This is a genomic window from Methanooceanicella nereidis, from assembly GCF_021023085.1.
GTDB classification, from domain to species: Archaea; Halobacteriota; Methanocellia; order Methanocellales; family Methanocellaceae; genus Methanooceanicella; species Methanooceanicella nereidis.
Window position 1 is genome coordinate 1 of the sequence record NZ_PGCK01000013.1, and the last position, 18,368, is coordinate 18,368.

Here is an 18,368-nt window from a genome sequence, read left to right on the forward strand (position 1 = left end):
CCCAACGACCAATCAGTACTCAGAGTCGTGGTTTCCATGCTCATGGACATAAACGAAGAATTTGTCACGGACAAAAAACATATACAAATCGAAAGAAACGAATACTAGAAAGACAGGAGCTAAAAAATATATTTTACAGAAAACTCCGGACACCGCCTATAGCGGTGATATATTTGTCGTGTAAGCGTCAACCGTGCAGTTAAAATTTAGTGTTTTGGAGAATGTTCGGGCCTTGTTTTAGAGTTGGTGACTTAGAGCAGGTTGGTGCGTTGAGCCGTGCATTAGAGACTTTAGTGCGTTGACGGTGATACTGGAGCCATTTGTGGTTTGGTGAGTGAACCTTTGGGTTTTCGTGACCTTAAATTCTAAAAAAAAATTTGTGTTTCCGTGTTTCTGTGAGGTTACGTGCCTACCTGCCATCCGACAGGCACAACGGCAGAACATCAATCCCATAATAGAGTTACAAGCAAGTCTTTACAGAGACCATCAAAAAGTCTTTCATGGTAGCGCACAACGGCGAATAAGGACCACCAGTTTCCACCACAAAGCGCTCAATGGGCACAAGGGTACACCAGTTTCCACCACGAAGGGCACTAAGGGCTCGAGGGTTCACAAAGGACTTTTTTAGAAGATAATTATTATCTTAAAAAAATAGTGGACCATCGAGCCCTTAGTGGTGAAATAACCGTAGACTCTTCTAATAACCCATACTTTAATATTAATTTGACACATATTGCTTGTTGCTTTTACAGGCGTTATTTATGAGAAGGACGACTTCGCCGGATATTGCTGCAGTGATCAAGTCGCTGAATATAGCGTATGACGATTCGCTGTCGATGTATGCCGCCAAGAATTCTGGGGCGGTGAGAAGGAGGCCTGACAGCGAGGATATAAGGCCACCGTACTTCAGGGACGGCGATCGGATAATGCATTCGAAGGCGTATACGCGGTATATCGATAAGACGCAGGTCTTTTATCTGGTCAAGAACGACCATATCACACATCGTGTTTTACACGTACAGCTCGTAGCGAAGATATCGAGGCAAATAGGCAGGTGTCTCAGGCTAAATGAGGACCTTATAGAGGCTATAGCGCTTGGGCATGACATAGGCCACGTGCCTTATGGCCATGACGGCGAGAAGTATCTTTCGAGTATTTCGAAGAAGTACGGGATCGGCGGTTTTCACCATAATTTGCAAAGTGTCCGGGCGCTGGACAGGATGGAGAACCTGAACCTGACATTACAGGTGCTGGACGGAATTGTTTCGCATAACGGAGAGGCCCATGACCTTATGATCCATCCCGAGTACGATAAGACATGGGAGATATTTGACAGGCAGGTGGAGGAGCGCCAGAGGATATATGAGGGGCATTCAGGGATAATGCCGATGACGATGGAAGGGTGCGTCGTAAGGGTATCTGACACCATAAGCTATGTCGGAAGGGATATTGAGGACGCCATTACCCTTGGCCTCATCTCTCGCGATGACATACCTGAAAAATGCGCGGGCGTTCTCGGGAACACTAACAGGGATATCGTGAACAGCCTCGTCATCGACGTCATCGAGAACAGTTATGGCAAAGACCACATCGCCCTTAGCAGGGAGACTGCGGCCGCGTTAAGAGAACTAAAGGACTTTAACATGACACGCATCTATACTAATCCCCGGGTAAAGACCCAGGCCAGGAAGATCGAAAAAATGTTCGGAATGCTCTTCGATACGTTTTTAGACGACCTGAAGACGCAAAATACAGGGTCAAAGATATTCACGCATTATCTTGATAATTTTAACGACGGCAGCCGGGCGGATTACATTGACACTACAGGCGACCCGATCATTGTAAGAGACTTCATAGCGGGTATGACCGACGAATATTTTAACGATATGTTCAGCGAGATATTCCTGCCTGAAAAAATGAAAAGTTTCCTCTCGTGAGATCAGTGCAGGTGGACATTTGTTAAGGATATTTTTTATAGTGGTGACAGTTATCGCCATTCTTAACTCTATCATAATAGGGCCGTACGGGTTTTCTCCGTCCCCATATCCCGCCGTGACAGTATATGAAAAGGATATGGCTTTCAATGGATACACGCTTTATTCGTCTCTCGCCGGGGATAAAAGCATGGGAAGCGAGGGCGTTGTATATCTTGTGGACATGGAAGGGAATATTGTCCACAGGTGGCTCACCGATCATGTGCCGGGCGACCATGGACATCTTTTACCGGATGGTACCCTGTTATTTTCGGGTGTCGTTAACACAGGTCCATCCCCCGGAGGCGGCAAAGGAGGGGTGATCCAGGAGATAGGCTGGAACGGGACCGTATTATGGGAATACAGCGACGACCGCATGCATCATGACCATTTCAGGATGCCGGACGGGAATACCCTTGCGATAGTATGGGAAAGCCTTCCTGCCGACTTTTCCGGAAGAATACCTGGCGGTATCCCGGGGACAGAGGACGCCGGGTCAATGTGGTCGGACGCGATCATAGAGATCGACAGGAACGGCTCGGTGGTATGGGAATGGCATTGCCATGAGCATCTCGACCCTGAAAAATATACTATCCATTCTCTGGATAAAAGAAACGAGTGGACTCATGTTAACTCTGTAAAATATATCCCTGCAGGAAATATGTTCAATGGAAGGGAAAGCATCCTCATAAGCATCAGGGAGCTCGATACGGTCGCTATCATCGATAAGGGGACTGGCGACATTGTCTGGGAATGGGGCCATGGCATATTGAACCACCAGCACGATGCCAGGATGCTCGATAACGGGAACATCCTTATCTATAATAATTATGAGAATGACGATAGCCTGGTTAAAACAGGCGGCCTTCTGCCGCATTCTTCTGTGATCGAGGTAGATCCCCGCACAGGCGACATCGTGTGGAGATATGATATCGAAAGCGAGGACGGAACGATTTTCTTTTCATGTCTTATTAGCGGAGCCTCAAGGCTTCCGAACGGGAACACGCTTATATGTGAAGGCTGCAGCGGCCGCATCATTGAAGTGACGCCCGATAAAAAGATAGTATGGGAGTTCACCAACCCCTGTTATCCTGTAAGCTTGAAAGGTAACTCGGTATACCGGGCATACAGGTACGGGCCCGAAGAGATAGACTGGCCTGAGGACTTTTTGTCGCCTGGACACAACGGAACATCTTTGCCTGGCCCATCAGCGGCAGATTTCGCCGGGTCCGTTATAATAAGGGCCGGAGCTACCGGTTTGAATATGTTATACCATATAAAAGAAATACTGGAGGGGTTTTAACCCGCCTATAATATCTTTTTACCCAGAGCCGACGTGATCAGGTCTATCGCCAGCTTTCCGGTGATATTATACTTGTCCAGTATCGGGTTTAGCTCGACCATCTCAAGAGAACTTAGCTTATTACAATCGGAGATCATCTCCATCGCAAGATGCGCTTCACGATAAGTGATGCCCCCCTGCACAGGAGTCCCTACGCCGGGCGCATATACCGGGTCCATGACGTCCAGGTCGAACGAGACATGCAAGGCGTCAACATCTTCGCAGGCGATCTTCAGCGCCTTTTTCATCACCTTACACATGCCGACCTCATCGATCCCCCTCATCGTTAAGACGGTCACTTTAGACTTCTTTAGCTCCTCTCGCTCAAGCGGGTCCAGGTCCCTGGCGCCTATGAGGACGCATTTCTCTTCGACGACCTTTGTCTTAACGCCCATCTTACCCACCAGGTTTTTAGTGCCGCGCCCAACGGACGTCGCAAAGCTCATGCCATGAATGTTGCCGCTGATGGTCGTCTCCTCTGTGTTAAAGTCGCCGTGTGCATCTATCCAGAGCATGCCTATACGGTCATAGTGTTTACTTAATGCGGCAGTAGTGCCCATAGAAATGCTGTGGTCTCCGCCTATAACGAGCGGTAAAAAATCATCATCGATGGACTCGCTTACGAAATCACGGACCTTCTTACAGGCACAAATGACCTCTCTATAGTATCTGAGCTTTATGTTCTCAGGCGGGTCAATAGGCCTCGGCGGAGTAATTACATTACCCATGTCTTCGACCTCGATACCGAGTTCCATGATATTTTGTAACAGACCGTCGTTGCGCAGAGCGTCCGGCCCCATATCTATGCCGCGCCTGTTAGCCCCGAGGTCAAGCGGCACTCCGACGATCCTGACTTTATCGATTGACATAAAAGGTCGACCCTAATAATATCCCCTAATATTAATACATATCGACACATATGTTTTTCGATGATAGTAAGCCATAAAAAGGAAAGGGCTATGATACCCGGTTCGATCGAACTTTATTTTCGGGAGACGATAAAAGAGAGGGAAATGTCAGAACCCTGACTCGAAATTTTCTTCTTTTTTATAATATGGCAGATACACCAGTTTTTTAGACATTATGTACAGGTCATAGTCAAGCTTTTGAAGCACCCCTGGTTTTTCCGCCTCGAAAGTCACGAATAAAAAATCGGCCATATCTTTAACACGGTCCGCTGTCACTTCACATGGCATACGTTCCACATTGTGTTCAAGCTTTGCCGCATCGTACTTTGGAGGCTCTATCGTCAGCTTTTCTGCCAGCTTTTTATACTGCCCCGGATCGATATCAAACGCAGGGATCATCATTTCTATCTCCCCGAAAGGAGAGTCGCCCTTCAGGATACCGGAGAGTTTTGAAAGGAAGCCGCCTTTGACCGAAGAATGCCTTATGAAAAACCTGATACCTGTTTTCCAAAAAGGCAGATAGACTTTAGTGCCTTCTCCCCCGCGGGTAAAAGCGCCGGCCTCGTATTCGATGGTTTCCGTATTTCCGTCCCATGAGTTAAGGGTCCCGCACGCCTCGCATAAAAATACGTTGTCGATATTCCTGGAATGCACCGGAGTATTACATTTCGGGCACTTTACCTGAACGATCTTTGTCAAACACATCACCATACCCTTATTTGATCCGGACCTTTTGCTCGACTTTGCTGTCGCTCACGCCGTGCGACCTTTTCTCCATCAAGCTCCTGAGAGGGCTGCCCCCTTTTACCTCTCCGACAGTAAATTCAGTGTCGCGCCTGCCATAGACGAAGCCTCCTGCAGCTATTAGCAGGCTGACTATGATCACTATTATCGGTATTCCTATCATGCTGCTGTCCACGCTCGCCATCCAGATGCCGAGCACAGTGCCGAACGCCCCTGCCGCTGTCCCGATAGCCATAGAAGCGCTTCTTATCGTAACGTCTCCCGGTGCCCTTCCTGACAGGACTTTTCCCGTGATACCGTCTATTGTCACCAGGTAGATACTGTCATAATAGCTGTATCTTACCACCCATACCGGATAAAACACGATCTTGACGTCTTTCGGAAAAACATGCATGTTCACGAATGTCACATTATCCACGCCGGCCCATTTTATCGCTGTCCGCCTGATAGATCCCATCCCGAAGTTCAGGGCATCTGACGCCGATGTGGTGACCTCGAACGCCGGTATGCTGCCTTCATCGTGAAGCATGGCCTCTCCGTCGATGTCTTTTAAGTGCTTTATCCCGAGATCGCCGCTGTCACATGCGATGCCGTTCCAGTCGAAGTCTTTGATCACCATTTTTTCCTTATACACGGTGACATTATCGCCATGGCTGTCTTCCTCTATGCTGTTGCCGCAAACCCATCCGGCGGCCCTTCCCCGTATTTTCCAGAATGGAAGGTAAATGGCAAAACATTCTTTGATCTTGCCGACGCGGTTCAGGTCGGGCGCAGTATAAGAGCCCTTCATCCAGTTATTGGCCGCATTCATTACCTCGTCCTGCCCGATCACTCCCTTAAGCATTATTTTCCCCACGCCCCGGTCGCCTTCGATCCCCAGTACGGACGTGCAGTATGGGCAGGATGTGAGCCTGGAGCCCTCTTCTATCGATAATGTCCCTCCGCACGAAGGGCAGTTCATAGAAAGCGTGATGGCCATACTAGAACCTCCTCAATGTCCTGTTTGCCAGGAGTATGACAGCGGGAATGGTCGGCAATATCAGTACGGAGCTGCAACATAGCCCGTTCTTGAACAGGAAGAAACCTGCCAGAGATTCCAGGAAAAACAGTATGAAAGCCCCTATAGTGATAAGGATAAAAGGAGCCGAACTTCGCACAGGATAATCCGAAACGAATACCTCTCCAGAGGAGCCGTCGATGATAGTCACATATTTTTTTCCATCATACTCGTACTCTACGTCCCAGAGCGGGAAATAAACCAGAGCCTGCTCTTTTGCCGTACCCGGAAGAAATGGCAAATATGCCGTCATATCTATATCCGGGACCAAAACATCAGGTCCCTCTACCTTATAGCTTTTGTCGAATATCTTTAGGTCGCCTGCGAGGACCTTCAGGCTATGAAGGCCCGGAAGCGTCGTAGATCTTGCAGGCTGGACGTACAGCTTTTCTTCGCCGCTGACGTCTCTTTTGAACATATAAACAGGAAAATATTGCTGTTTATAGGTCAGGTTCCGTATCCCGGGTAAAAGCTTTTTCGAGACTTTTGAGCTTCTGGCCCATCCGTTAAATATACCCTCAGCGCCACTCCGGTCGATGAGATAAGGCATAATATAAAAAAATCCCGCGCCGCTCCTGTCTATAAATACCTGAGTATCGCAATATTTACATCGGGCGAATCTGTCCCCCGGCTCAAATTTTATTTGTGCGCCACACTTATCACATTTGATCTCTGCCATAAGAACATCCTGACCGTTGACTGAAACTCTTAACAGGCACATTAATTCATGCCGTGAGACGAGAGATTCGATGAATATTAACTTCAGGCCATAAGATCTTTTCATGGATCTCGGCCATTATCAGTATATTTTAATAGATCATTGATGGAAAGCCAATATCTTTAATGATAAACATTAACTAGGAAAATAAATAAATTTTACCATATTATTAATATCCGGTCATGATAAATATTTTTTATTTTATTTACCAGAATAGCAATTTTTATTAATGTAAATATTTATATAAATAATATATAATTATTAAATGTTCTAAAAAAGTAAAAAAGTCAGTTATGTCTTTTGAAAATATACTAAAAAACATTATATAACAAAAAAAGAAATGATTTTTTTATGAAAAAGATTGATTCTAAAAATATATATCCATCACATTTTATATTATTTATTTCCTTATGTGCCATCACATCAATATTTATCCTGTTAAGCATTGCTAACGCAGAAGCACAGGATATCGGCATCATATGGGAAAAAACATATGGCAGCAAAGGCATAGATGCCCCGGTCGACATTAAAGAGACACCGGACGGGGGGTATATCCTCGCCGGATATACACAGCCAGACCTGAATGGGAATAAGTATGCGTATTTACTGAGACTTAACGGTAAAGGCGAAAAAATATGGGAAAAATCTTACGGCACGGCAAAGTTAAATTCATTCACTACTGTGCTCCCGACCTCTGACGGGGGATACATATGCGTGGGAACGACAAACCCCTATACTAAGAACGGATCGGACGTCTATCTGGTAAAGACCGATGCTCAGGGTAAAGCATTATGGACGAAAACTTACGGCGGGATACTTGACGAAAGCGGGAAATGCATCATACAGACGCCTGATGGCGGATATATGATCTTAGGAAGAGTCCTGCTAAACGGGATCAAGACATATGACTGTTATGTCATAAAGATCGACAGGAATGGAAAATTATTATGGGATAAGACATATTCCGAAGGGGATTATGAATCCTGTATGGACATACTGGCCACAAAGGATGGCGGCTATGTGATCACAGGCAATAAAAAGACAACTAAGAACCTTAGCGACATATTCCTGTTAAAGATAGACGCCGGCGGTAAAAAAATATGGGAATCGCTCTATGGCGGAAAATCAAATGATAAGGGCGCCGCAGTCCAGCAGACGGACGATGGGGGATATATGGTATACGGCTCCACATCATCCTTTGGCAAAGGCATGGGCGACCTGTTCCTTGTAAAGGCTGATGCGCAGGGCAAGGAACTCTGGAATAAGACATACGGCGATAAAAGCATAGAATACGAAGGCGAGGGCGGTTCGCTAAAGAGAACTTCCGATGGCGGATACCTTATGTGCGGCAGCACGACTTCAATAGGGAACGGGAACCTTGACTACTATATCGTCAAAGTAGACAAGAACGGTAAATTCGAATGGGATGATGCGTACGGTACGGCCGCTTTCGAGAGAGCTGCCACGGCGATACAGACCGGCGACGGGAATTACGTTATCGCAGGCGTACAGCAGAGAAATAAAGAGTATGATGATGCTTACGTGATAAAGGTCAAAGGCGGCAGGACTATCGCAGGCCACCTGAACTATGATGACGGTCCGGATACTGGAGTGCAGACCGGCGGGGACACCGGACAGGGAACATCCTCAGGCAACGGACAGGATACTTCCGGCAATGAAGGATCCGGACAATTCTGCGGGCTCATCAGGCTGATAGACATCCTCATTAAAATGATGTCAGGGTAAATGTCACAGATGTTTACCCTTTTTACATTTTTGATATTTTAATTTTAGAACAGACCTAAGATTAATATTACTGGAACACAATGTTAATTGATATTGTTTTTATTTACGGTGGGTAGATATAATGAGGTGTCATATACATTCGGATAAAGAAGCGATGGGTATCTGTACCGAATGTGGAAAGCCTCTATGTACATCATGTATAAAAAAGGTCGGCGGAAAGACTTTTTGTGGGGATTGCGCACCCGCAGGTATAGATCCGGACACGATAGAAGCACAGCAGCCGGATTGGGCGAGGCCGTCGCTGCAAGCAAAAAAGAAAGATCCGCTTATAAGCCTGGTTCTCTCATTTTTCATACCCGGCGCAGGACAGATATATAATGGCCATGCGGGAAAAGGCTGTATTTTATTCATCGCATTTATCATTACTCTGGTCACCATCATATGCCCGTTGATCCTATGGGCTTACGGGGTATATGATGCGTATACGACTGCTGTTAAGATTAATTCGGAAGACCCGTTTAAAGATCAAGATATCTGATCGATCTATAGAAATTAAATAGACAATATTCCCATAATGCTATGACACATCGCTATCATTGAGGCGCATAGGGGGACTGTCTAAAAATGAAGAAGATAAAAATATAATGGTGTTCATGCGCCGGTAGAAAGCGATGCTTCACTATTTGAAGCATTTATTTTTTTATCGTATACGTATATCGCTGCGAGCATCGCCAGCCCCACACCAAGGGCAATAGCATCCGGCCATGTGCCCATATCCATGTTAAAGAGGTAAATTTTCGCCGGCTCCGTCAGTATGAATATCGGAGACCCTCCCAGCCCGGATTCACCTGATACGAACACGTTGAAGACCATGAAGTCTTCAAGGAAATGGAATCCGATAGGAACATAAAGCGACCTTGTTACGACGAACAGGTAACCGAAGACCAGCGCCAGCACGAATATGCTTATAAAATATATAGGCTGGACGTGAGTCACGGCATGGGATATGACGAACACGAAGGAAGCTAAGCATAGAGCTACCGGCATACTAAACTTTTCCATAAGTGAAGACTGTATGTAGCCGCGGTACAATATCTCTTCGCCGAACCCCACTGCCAGCGTCGCGACAAGCAGCAGCACGAATGACATTACGATAGTGCTGAGAGGATATACGGAAAACCCGGTAGTGACAATGCTCATCTGTCCAGTGAGAATGGATATGCCGATCAGGGAACCGATAAAGACAACATCCAGAAGCATGCCCAGCCCGAATAGCTTAAGGGTATCTCTGCGAACCCTTAGACCGAAGCTGTCCGGCGAGAACTTTTTCCTGTCGACTTTAGTATAGAACAGGTACGCGATCAGTATGAAGACAATATTCTGGACGATGACTATTGCCACCTGAGCCTCGATACTGCCCAGAAGCGCAGTTGCCTTATCGGATGCCGATTGCGGATCTCCGGAGGTCATCGAATAGTACATGTTCGCCCCTATGATAAATGACGCGTGGACAGCGATGACAGCGATCAGAAGAACGATGAATACCGCCACGATCTTTAAAAGGGCGGTGACTTTACCGTTTTTATCTTTCAACAAAGTTATAAGTAAAACCCCTCGAGATTATTTCGCTTGCGTATATTATAGATTTTATGTCTATTATAGATCATTTCGGGTGCACGTAGTTTTCGAGCACCTTTTTTTCAGCCTTCCTGAGATGTTCGACCGCAGTAGAAGGCGATATGCCCATCTTCTGTGCAACATCTTCGATGGATGCGCGGCGCGGCGAATCAAAATACCCCATATCTAGCGCGGTCGTAAGGGCCGCCATCTGCTTGCCTGTCAGCCCTGCCCCATCGGGGACGGTTTCGCCGTCGTTATTCCTTATATATGCAATATCAGCGTAATCCTCGAGGCTGGACATGACTGTCTGAAGATCTTTTCGCGTAGGGGCCATCAGATGCCAGTTCTCAATACCGTCCTTGACGACCGTAGGCCCTACGAAGACACAATTGGTCTTGATGATGTTCTCGATGATAGAGCTTTGCTGGGCCCATGTTATGACCTCGGCGCGGTTTGAGCACTTTGAAAGCACTGTAAATTTCTTGATCTCGGGCAGCCCGCTTAAAAATCCCTCAAGCTCGTTTATCCTGGGCGTTATTATGGTCTGATATCCGTATAGCTGCTTGTTTGGCAGCACATATGTATATTTCACTATGATCGTCGCCTTCAGCGACCTCGAAAGCTTATAATGCCAGCAGTCCTTGTGTTTTATGCCGATGCTAACTACCATATAAGTACCATGGACCGTATATGTCCGGTAAATAATTTAAAGTAATTGGTAGGACACTTTATTTTAAGGTCGATAATCATGGTCAAGATATATTATGAGAAAGACGCTGATATGAAGTTCTTGAAGGATAAGACTATCGCTATCATAGGATATGGCAGCCAGGGAATGGCGCAGTCACAGAATTTGAAGGACTCCGGCCTGAAGGTCGTTGTCGGCGTAAGGAAGGACGGAGAGTCCTGGAAGCAGGCAAAGAAGGACGGGCTCGCAGTAGCCACGATCGAAGACGCCGCGAAGCAGGCCGACGTTATCCAGATGCTTATACCCGATGAGCTTCAGGGCAAAGTATACAAAGAGCAGATCGAGCCTTACATGAAGAAAGGCAAGGTCTTGATGTTCTCGCACGGATTTAACATTCACTACGGCATGATAAAGCCGGGAGAGGGCATAGACGTAGTCATGATAGCCCCGAAGAGCCCGGGGCACCTTGTAAGAAGGATGTACCAGGAAGGCGTGGGCGTTCCGGCACTTATAGCCGTCGAAAAGGACGCTTCAGGGAAGGCCCGCAGCATCGGTCTCGCCTATGCCAGGGGTATCGGATGCACCAAGGCAGGTGTCATAGAGACCACCTTCAAGGAAGAGACCGAGACGGATCTTTTCGGCGAGCAGGTAGACCTCTGCGGCGGCGTTACCGAAATGGTCAAGGCGTCGTTCGAGACTCTTTGTGCGGCAGGATACCAGCCTGAGATCGCATATTTTGAAACGCTCCACGAGCTAAAGCTCATAGTGGACCTGATGTACGAGGGCGGGCTGGCAGCCATGTGGGACAGCGTTTCCGATACCGCGCAATATGGCGGCCTCACGAGAGGGAAGAGGATCATCAACGACCAGAGCAGGATGGAAATGTGGAGAACGCTCGAGGAGATCCAGGACGGCCGCTTTGCAAAGGAATGGGTGCTTGAGAACATGGCGGGCAGGCCCGTGTTCAACGCGCTGGCAAAGCAGGATGCCGATCACCAGATCGAGACTGTGGGCAAAGAACTCCGCGCCATGATGCCCTGGCTTAAAAAGAAGAAATAGATCGAGGGATTCTCCCTCCCAATTTTTTAAAAATGTCCTTAAATATCAGGATACTCCAATCAACAAACAAAGATTTACAGGAACAAACGTTTTTTCTGTAAGTGTAGAACGCAGGTGGGCTCAAAGGTGGAATATCGATCTTTAAGCTTAATCCGTCAGGACATTAAGTAAGATAAATATTATTTCTGCGAGCCCCTTGTGTTCGACACAATATCATCAGTCCAGAACTGTTTTATTAGTTCCTTCAATGGACCATGCCTGATAATCGATCGTGATCAAAGCCCATAGCATTCTTTTTCAAATGATTATTACAATCAAATAATTATTAACTCACTAAACAATAAGAAGTACGCATTAAAATTGATTAATTTTTATATAAATTATCTTTGTATTAATTCATGAAACCTAATCAAATAAAAAATCAGGGGTGGATTGATGAAAAAGAGCAGTATTTGTGTAATCTTAATGGCATCTATGCTCCTGCTGTCATTAGCGCCGGTAACGGGTGCCCAATACCCGGGCCAGATGCCAGGACAAATGCCAGGACAAATGCCAGGACAAATGCCAGGACAAATGCCAGGACAAATGCCAGGACAAATGCCAGGACAAATGCCAGGACAAATGCCAGGACAAATGCCGGAAAAAAAGGTAAACATACCGCCGGCCCCGGAAGTACCAGAAGTGAACATGACCTTTGGCAACACTGAGAGAATGGCGATCATAGCTGAACAGCTATCACAAGCATCCTCAGGTAATGCAATAATGTATATGAGTGAAGGCCCCGGGAAGATGATATCCGTAGACGTAAAACTGATAAAAGATGCGGATCCGTATGACCTTGCTGGGACAATGGCAAACCTGACCTATATGATAAAAGGCATCTTCATGATAACAGACCTTAAGAAATGCGATATTGCCCTAAAAGTGTATGATTCAGGCGGCAATACCATTATAGACGCATTATTCTCAGACAGTAAGAACGCCTTCGAGAAATTTAAAGTGACAGAGACACCGCTGACAAGAAGGGCAGCACCAGGATACGGACAACAACCAGGATACGGACAACAACCAGGATACGGACAACAACCAGGATACGGACAACAACCAGGATACGGACAACAACCAGGATACGGACAACAACCAGGATACGGACAACAACCAGGATATAGCTGATCAGTTATTTCACAAAAAAGTTTTAAGTTAAAAATATATCGGGAAAATAAATACTCTTTCAATAGCAGGATAAAACGATTAAATTTACCCTGCTCTTTTATTTTTATAGCTTATTAGTACTTTTTTAAATTCTAATTGGATATTATTCTCCGTCATACATTTATTATATAAAACATAGCACGTTTGACAAAACAAGTTAAAATATATTCTTCGCGATCAGTGTAAGACCATCATTAAGAACGAGACAGAGGATTACGGATTAACCAGGTATTACGACAAGCTGGAAGTCTTAAACAGTCTGGACCTTAACGTCGGGGAGGAACATTATATAAGTTTCTCAGACCTGACAGTGCGGGCAAATCAACAACGATCGGAATATCCATAAGTTTTATATATACGATTGGTGTCAAGGCCGATGCTATGGGATAAGATATAAGCCCCGCATATGCTTGCATATTGCTTGCAGGGGTGATAGGATTATTTGACTGCCGGGATCTGTAAACTTACAGATAATCAATTATCTATTTTTATTTTTAATTTTTAAAATTCATTATTTTTACTTTATTTTTACAAATGTCAATATGTAAATAAAATTACAGAACAAATCGAGATGTTAGCTTATTTTGTTTTTGTAATTACTTTATTGTAACAATATGTATTTATATGAATAAACATTTAAAAAGTAAAAATAATACAGATATAGAATTATTTTCTTATAATTCTGTAATTTCAAATACCGTTTTTAACAAATGAAATTATTTTTGGATAATTTCCATTTAATTACAAAAAATTTATAATAAAACTTGTACTTGTACTTATTAGAAAGTAGCCAGAACAATCCTATTAATCATGTTTATCCTGGCGTACTATCAACCACAGAGGTATAATTATGAAGAAGAACACAAGCAAATTCAGCAAGAATGATGCAGCGTTCACCGGACTTGAAGCTGCCATCGTCTTGATCGCATTCGTGGTGGTCGCAGCCGTGTTCTCCTACGTCATGCTGGGAGCTGGTTTCTTCACATCACAGAAAAGTAAAGAAGTGGTACACACTGGAGTAAGCCAGGCCACTTCCTCGGTAGAACTTGCAGGCGATGTGATCGGTATCGGAGATGCCGACGGAGGAAACTGTGACTATATAAAGATTACATTACAGCTTACAGCTGGTAACAATCCGATCGACCTTTCTAAAACGGTCATATCATATAGAACGTCCAGCGCTTATAATCCAAGCATATGGACATACACTACACTATATGAAGACGATTCTTCAGCAACGAACTCTTACAAGTGGGTAACCACCAACCAGGCATCAGCAGCATCCGCGGACACGTTATTAGAGAAGAACGAGAAAGTTGAGATCTGTATGAAGCTGCCCGCAGCACAGCCAGGAGTTAACGAGAAGATTAACCTTGAGATCAAGCCGCCAGCCGGTGCAACGTTAACGATCTCAGGCACCCTGCCGCCCGCAATAGCAACGACCGGAGTATTCAACATAATTTAAGGATGGAGGATAGGAAATGTCAAACATTAGATCTAAGAAGTTCGCAAAGAACGATGCAGCATTTACAGGTCTTGAAGCTGCGATCGTGCTCATAGCGTTCGTGGTGGTCGCGGCCGTGTTCTCCTACGTCATGTTAGGGGCAGGCTTCTTCACTTCGCAGAAAAGCAAAGAAGTCGTACACACCGGTGTCGACCAGGCAACGTCATCTATTCAGCTTTCTGGTGACTTAGTAGCACAGGGCGACGGTACCGAACTGACCAACATCAAGATCACGATAGGACTGACTGCTGGTAACAACCCGGTAGACGTATCCAAGATCACAGTTGCCGGAAGAACGGTTGACGCTTATGCAAGTACGCTGACATACACATCAGACTTCATAATGCCGGACGTCAAGGCTAACGGTCTGATCGAAGGAACCGACAAGGTAGAGCTTACAGTAGACGTATCCTCGCTCAACGTGAACAAGAACGAGGAACTCTGGCTTGAGATCAAGCCGGCCACCGGTGCAATATTAAACGTGCACATGACAGCTCCACCATCGATCGAGTCTTACATGGTGCTCTACTAAGCACCATAATTTCCTTTTTTAATTTTTCCCGGGGTTTTAAAGCTTCTTTTTTTATAAAACGCTTATAAAAGGGATTAAACAATATTTTATATGTAAGTTCTCTGTTCTTTAATTTCTTTAGTGCATACATAAATCAATATTTGATAAAATCCATCCCAAATGCTAACAAGGAATACTGAACCGCAAACCACGAAATCTTTGATGAGCGGGGTCTTGCTCAGGTTTTAAGAATGAAAGAACGTGTCGTACTTACCCGGTCTTTGAGATGAAGTTTTTTATGTTTGTTCCTGTCGGATGGCAGGTAGACACATAACCTCACAGAAACACGGAAACACAAAAATTTTTTTTATGATTTTTTAAGGGCTCAAAGACCCCAAAATCTTACTCACTAAATCACAAAGTGCTCTAGTATCACTGTCAATGCTCTAATATCCCTAACGCTCGGCTCAACGCACTAACCTCTCCAATTCACCAACGCTAAAACAAGGCCCGAACATTCTCCAAGAGCACGAAGGTTTAACTGCACGGTTGACGTTTCACGATCGATATTCATGTTGATGGGATCAGGGGTACACAAACCGGGATTTTAAATTTTTGTGTTTTTGGAGAATGTTCGGGCCTTGTTTTAGCGTTAGTGTATTAGAGCATTTCGAGCATTAAACCGGGCATTTGAGACCTTGGCGCGAGACGGTGATACTAGAGCCCTTCGTGGTTTTTGCGAGTGAATCTTAGGGTTTTCGTGACCTTAAAAAATCATATAAAAATTTTTGTGTTTCTGTGTTTCTGTGAGGTTATGTGTCCACCTGCCATCCGACACGAACAACCATAAAAACTATATCCTTGAGATCAGGGAGTGATCATATGTTTTTCATCATTAAAACCTGAGCAAGAACCTGCTCATCAAAAATCTCATGGTGAAAGAATGATTAAACAGAAATTATCGGGACACACCACTAAATATATATAAATGAACAGAATGCTTTATCGCTAAACGATGAGGAAAAAATATGAGTTAAGGAGCCCGGAAGTAAATAGGATATCGGGCACTGTTCATGTAAAAATAACAACGCATAAAGTAAACTATTGATCAGGCTTTATCGATAACTATCTTATCAACGCCTATACCAAGGTCTTTTCCAAGATTGACACCTGGAGCTTCAGACTTGTACGTATTAGTCCTTATCTCAAGCAGCTGGTAAAATTCATTCAAGCCTGTTACGGGGACAGTGTAACTATACGTGAATTCCCCCGAAGCCTTAACGCCTTCTCCGATCTTATGGCCGTTAAGATAAAACTCGACGTATGCGGGATCATTCTCAGGGCGATAACCGGATGTTATGATAGTTATATTCATATCGCCCATATCATCAGGATATTCCAGAGAGACTTTCGAAGAGCCGGATGTCCACCTGTAGTCATAATTATCCAGATCATTGAAACCGTCGACCTTGCCGACATCGAGATAGCCGATGTCGATGGTATAGGGCAGGCTGACCGGATCGCCGGACGGACCGATCTCATAAAGATTCGACCAATCGTTATATATCACACGCTTATACGGCAGCGCATTACGCGAGGAGATGACGTACTGGGCATCGTCCCCGTATGACCGTATGGCATCCGTATCATTGATGTCGATGAAGGATATTCTCTTACTGAACCAGAACGCCGTAAGGCACCAGTAGTTTTTCTTCCTTAAAAAGTCATTATAGTCTATTAATATCATTTTATTTTCTTTCAGGTTTTCCTTGATATACCCGAACATCTCATTATCGCCATAAAAGGTTGATTCTCCGATGCAGCGTTCATACGTGTTGATCGTGGAAAATACCGAGAGGCCAACTAGTAGTATCAGCAGGGCGCCAAAATATTTTTTATTGGACAGGGATAAAACGAACAGGGCCAGGACGCTAATAGACATGGTTATTATGAATAAGTCCTTCATGATGTCCGGCTGGATATTTATCAAATAATACAGGGAGATCGTCTGCATAAAGTTATAATGTTCTCTGGGTATCGTAAATAAAATAAAGAATATGACCAGAATGAACAGTAATATGGCCAGTATCAGTTTATTGTCCTTTTTAAAACCTTCGGCGAGCGATCGCTCATATGCTATGAAGCCAAAAATAAATATGGCCGGTATGATGGGTTCGATATACCTTCCGTATAATGCATAGCGCGGTATCCCGTATGTAAAAGAGAGGAAAGTCATTATGATCGCCATCAATACCAAAAAGGTGACCGTCAGATAGACAAAAGATACGTCAAGCGGCCTGTTCAGGTCTTTTTTGAAAATGTACGATCGCGCATAATATACTGCCACGAATAAAAAGGCAAAGTATGTTGACAATAACAGGTAATCGATCTCGTGCGATAGGGAATATAACATGATATAGATGCCTTCGACCGATGTGAATGAGCTGACAAGCCGTTCGCCATACGCCTTTTCCATATTATATGGACTGCCCATGAAATATGTGCCTTGCGGCACCATGTATGACGAGTAAAGCAGCCAGCACGCTACTATGAGGATAACGGGAACAACAAGATATCTTTTTTCATATATCACTTCGGTGATCTTTGCCGTCCTGGATTCCCGGTATACGTAATATGCGAATGCCGCTGCGAAGCCTACAAGCATCGATAGCCCCTGAGTGCGAGTGATGAACAGGAACGCTATTGACAGGGATGCAAGTATGTCCCAATGTCTGCCGTTCTTACTGACGCTCTCCATCAGGAACCATATCGAGAACATGAACAGCGGTATAAAGAGGTTTTCACTGAGCAGAGCAAACGTATATATGTTAACGAACGGCAGCGTCGTAATGACCAGGGCACCCGCCAGAGATGTCGCTTTCGGCACATATTTCCTCAGGATAAAATATGCGGGGAAAATAACGGAAGTGTTCAGGATCGCGTTGATGACCAGCATAATATGGTATATGGCCTGGCTATCATCTGCCAGCATATATGCGAAAGATAGAAAAAGCGGATATCCCGGAGGGTAGGTCCCCACACCGGGAACGCCGAGGTAATCGCTATATAGTTTCCCGTCAGGCACGTTTTGGGCGATGCTGCCATATATGATCTCATCGCACAGAAGGTACGGAGAAGAAAATGGCAGTGACATCAAAGATTTGATAAGGATAATTATGATAAATGCCAGTATTATGATAGCGATATCATGGTTATTGGCCAGATCAAGGATTTTTTTAGGGATCTTAATCATAAACATACCATTACGAATTTACGAAGTTATCAT

At 44.9% G+C, this 18,368-nt stretch carries 16 protein-coding genes; 9 read left to right on the top strand and 7 right to left on the bottom strand.

What is annotated here, in order from left to right; genetic code table 11:
• The first annotated feature begins 761 nt into the window (after window positions 1-761).
• Both CUJ83_RS13630 and CUJ83_RS13635 read left to right on the top strand, forming a co-directional pair.
• Window positions 762-1,937 carry a deoxyguanosinetriphosphate triphosphohydrolase family protein gene (locus CUJ83_RS13630; protein ID WP_230742881.1) on the top strand — a complete coding sequence of 392 codons (1,176 nt, stop codon included), beginning with the start codon at window positions 762-764 and terminating at the stop codon, window positions 1,935-1,937.
• Between the two features lie 19 nt (window positions 1,938-1,956).
• Window positions 1,957-3,276: an aryl-sulfate sulfotransferase gene (locus tag CUJ83_RS13635; RefSeq protein ID WP_230742882.1), complete on the top strand. Its 1,320-nt coding sequence runs from the start codon at window positions 1,957-1,959 to the stop codon at window positions 3,274-3,276.
• A 5-nt stretch (window positions 3,277-3,281) separates the two neighbouring features.
• Here CUJ83_RS13635 and rocF read toward each other — a convergent pair whose 3' ends face one another.
• From rocF to CUJ83_RS13655, 4 genes are all read right to left on the bottom strand, one after another.
• Window positions 3,282-4,184 (bottom strand): arginase, encoded by a 903-nt coding sequence (rocF, locus tag CUJ83_RS13640; protein ID WP_230742883.1) that lies wholly within the window; start codon window positions 4,182-4,184, stop codon window positions 3,282-3,284.
• 147 nt (window positions 4,185-4,331) lie between these two features.
• The gene (locus tag CUJ83_RS13645; protein ID WP_230742884.1) at window positions 4,332-4,922 is read right to left on the bottom strand and encodes a hypothetical protein; all 591 of its coding nucleotides are present in this window, start codon (window positions 4,920-4,922) and stop codon (window positions 4,332-4,334) included.
• 16 nt (window positions 4,923-4,938) lie between these two features.
• On the bottom strand, window positions 4,939-5,946 hold the full coding sequence (locus CUJ83_RS13650) for a TFIIB-type zinc ribbon-containing protein (protein ID WP_230742885.1): 1,008 nt from the start codon (window positions 5,944-5,946) through the stop codon (window positions 4,939-4,941).
• Between the two features lies 1 nt (window position 5,947).
• On the bottom strand, window positions 5,948-6,808 hold the full coding sequence (locus tag CUJ83_RS13655) for a TFIIB-type zinc ribbon-containing protein (protein WP_230742886.1): 861 nt from the start codon (window positions 6,806-6,808) through the stop codon (window positions 5,948-5,950).
• 285 nt (window positions 6,809-7,093) lie between these two features.
• On the opposite strand from CUJ83_RS13655, the gene CUJ83_RS13660 reads away from it, so the two are divergent.
• Both CUJ83_RS13660 and CUJ83_RS13665 read left to right on the top strand, forming a co-directional pair.
• Window positions 7,094-8,488 (top strand): hypothetical protein, encoded by a 1,395-nt coding sequence (locus CUJ83_RS13660; protein ID WP_230742887.1) that lies wholly within the window; start codon window positions 7,094-7,096, stop codon window positions 8,486-8,488.
• A 121-nt stretch (window positions 8,489-8,609) separates the two neighbouring features.
• Complete coding sequence (locus CUJ83_RS13665) at window positions 8,610-9,026, top strand: B-box zinc finger protein (RefSeq protein WP_230742888.1); 417 nt, start codon at window positions 8,610-8,612, stop codon at window positions 9,024-9,026.
• A 113-nt stretch (window positions 9,027-9,139) separates the two neighbouring features.
• Here CUJ83_RS13665 and CUJ83_RS13670 read toward each other — a convergent pair whose 3' ends face one another.
• Both CUJ83_RS13670 and CUJ83_RS13675 read right to left on the bottom strand, forming a co-directional pair.
• Window positions 9,140-10,084, bottom strand: coding sequence for a CPBP family intramembrane glutamic endopeptidase (locus CUJ83_RS13670; protein ID WP_230742889.1), 945 nt, complete (start codon window positions 10,082-10,084; stop codon window positions 9,140-9,142).
• Between the two features lie 67 nt (window positions 10,085-10,151).
• The gene (locus tag CUJ83_RS13675) at window positions 10,152-10,778 is read right to left on the bottom strand and encodes a helix-turn-helix domain-containing protein (RefSeq protein ID WP_230742890.1); all 627 of its coding nucleotides are present in this window, start codon (window positions 10,776-10,778) and stop codon (window positions 10,152-10,154) included.
• 78 nt (window positions 10,779-10,856) lie between these two features.
• Between CUJ83_RS13675 and ilvC the strand changes: the two genes are divergently transcribed.
• From ilvC to CUJ83_RS13700, 5 genes are all read left to right on the top strand, one after another.
• Window positions 10,857-11,855, top strand: coding sequence for a ketol-acid reductoisomerase (ilvC, locus tag CUJ83_RS13680; protein ID WP_230742891.1), 999 nt, complete (start codon window positions 10,857-10,859; stop codon window positions 11,853-11,855).
• Between the two features lie 398 nt (window positions 11,856-12,253).
• The gene (locus tag CUJ83_RS13685; RefSeq protein ID WP_230742892.1) at window positions 12,254-12,562 is read left to right on the top strand and encodes a hypothetical protein; all 309 of its coding nucleotides are present in this window, start codon (window positions 12,254-12,256) and stop codon (window positions 12,560-12,562) included.
• Entirely contained in the window at window positions 12,489-13,028 is a 540-nt protein-coding gene (locus CUJ83_RS13690) for a hypothetical protein (protein WP_230742893.1), read from the top strand. Before CUJ83_RS13685 ends, CUJ83_RS13690 begins: the two co-directional genes overlap by 74 nt.
• Window positions 13,029-13,917: 889 nt before the next feature.
• A complete protein-coding gene (locus tag CUJ83_RS13695) occupies window positions 13,918-14,532 on the top strand; it encodes a flagellin (RefSeq protein WP_230742894.1) in 615 nt (204 codons plus the stop codon).
• 16 nt (window positions 14,533-14,548) lie between these two features.
• Window positions 14,549-15,103, top strand: coding sequence for a flagellin (locus CUJ83_RS13700; protein ID WP_230742895.1), 555 nt, complete (start codon window positions 14,549-14,551; stop codon window positions 15,101-15,103).
• 1,087 nt (window positions 15,104-16,190) lie between these two features.
• Here the strand turns inward: CUJ83_RS13700 and CUJ83_RS13705 are convergent.
• Window positions 16,191-18,335 (bottom strand): ArnT family glycosyltransferase, encoded by a 2,145-nt coding sequence (locus tag CUJ83_RS13705; RefSeq protein ID WP_230742896.1) that lies wholly within the window; start codon window positions 18,333-18,335, stop codon window positions 16,191-16,193.
• Window positions 18,336-18,368: the final 33 nt, after the last annotated feature.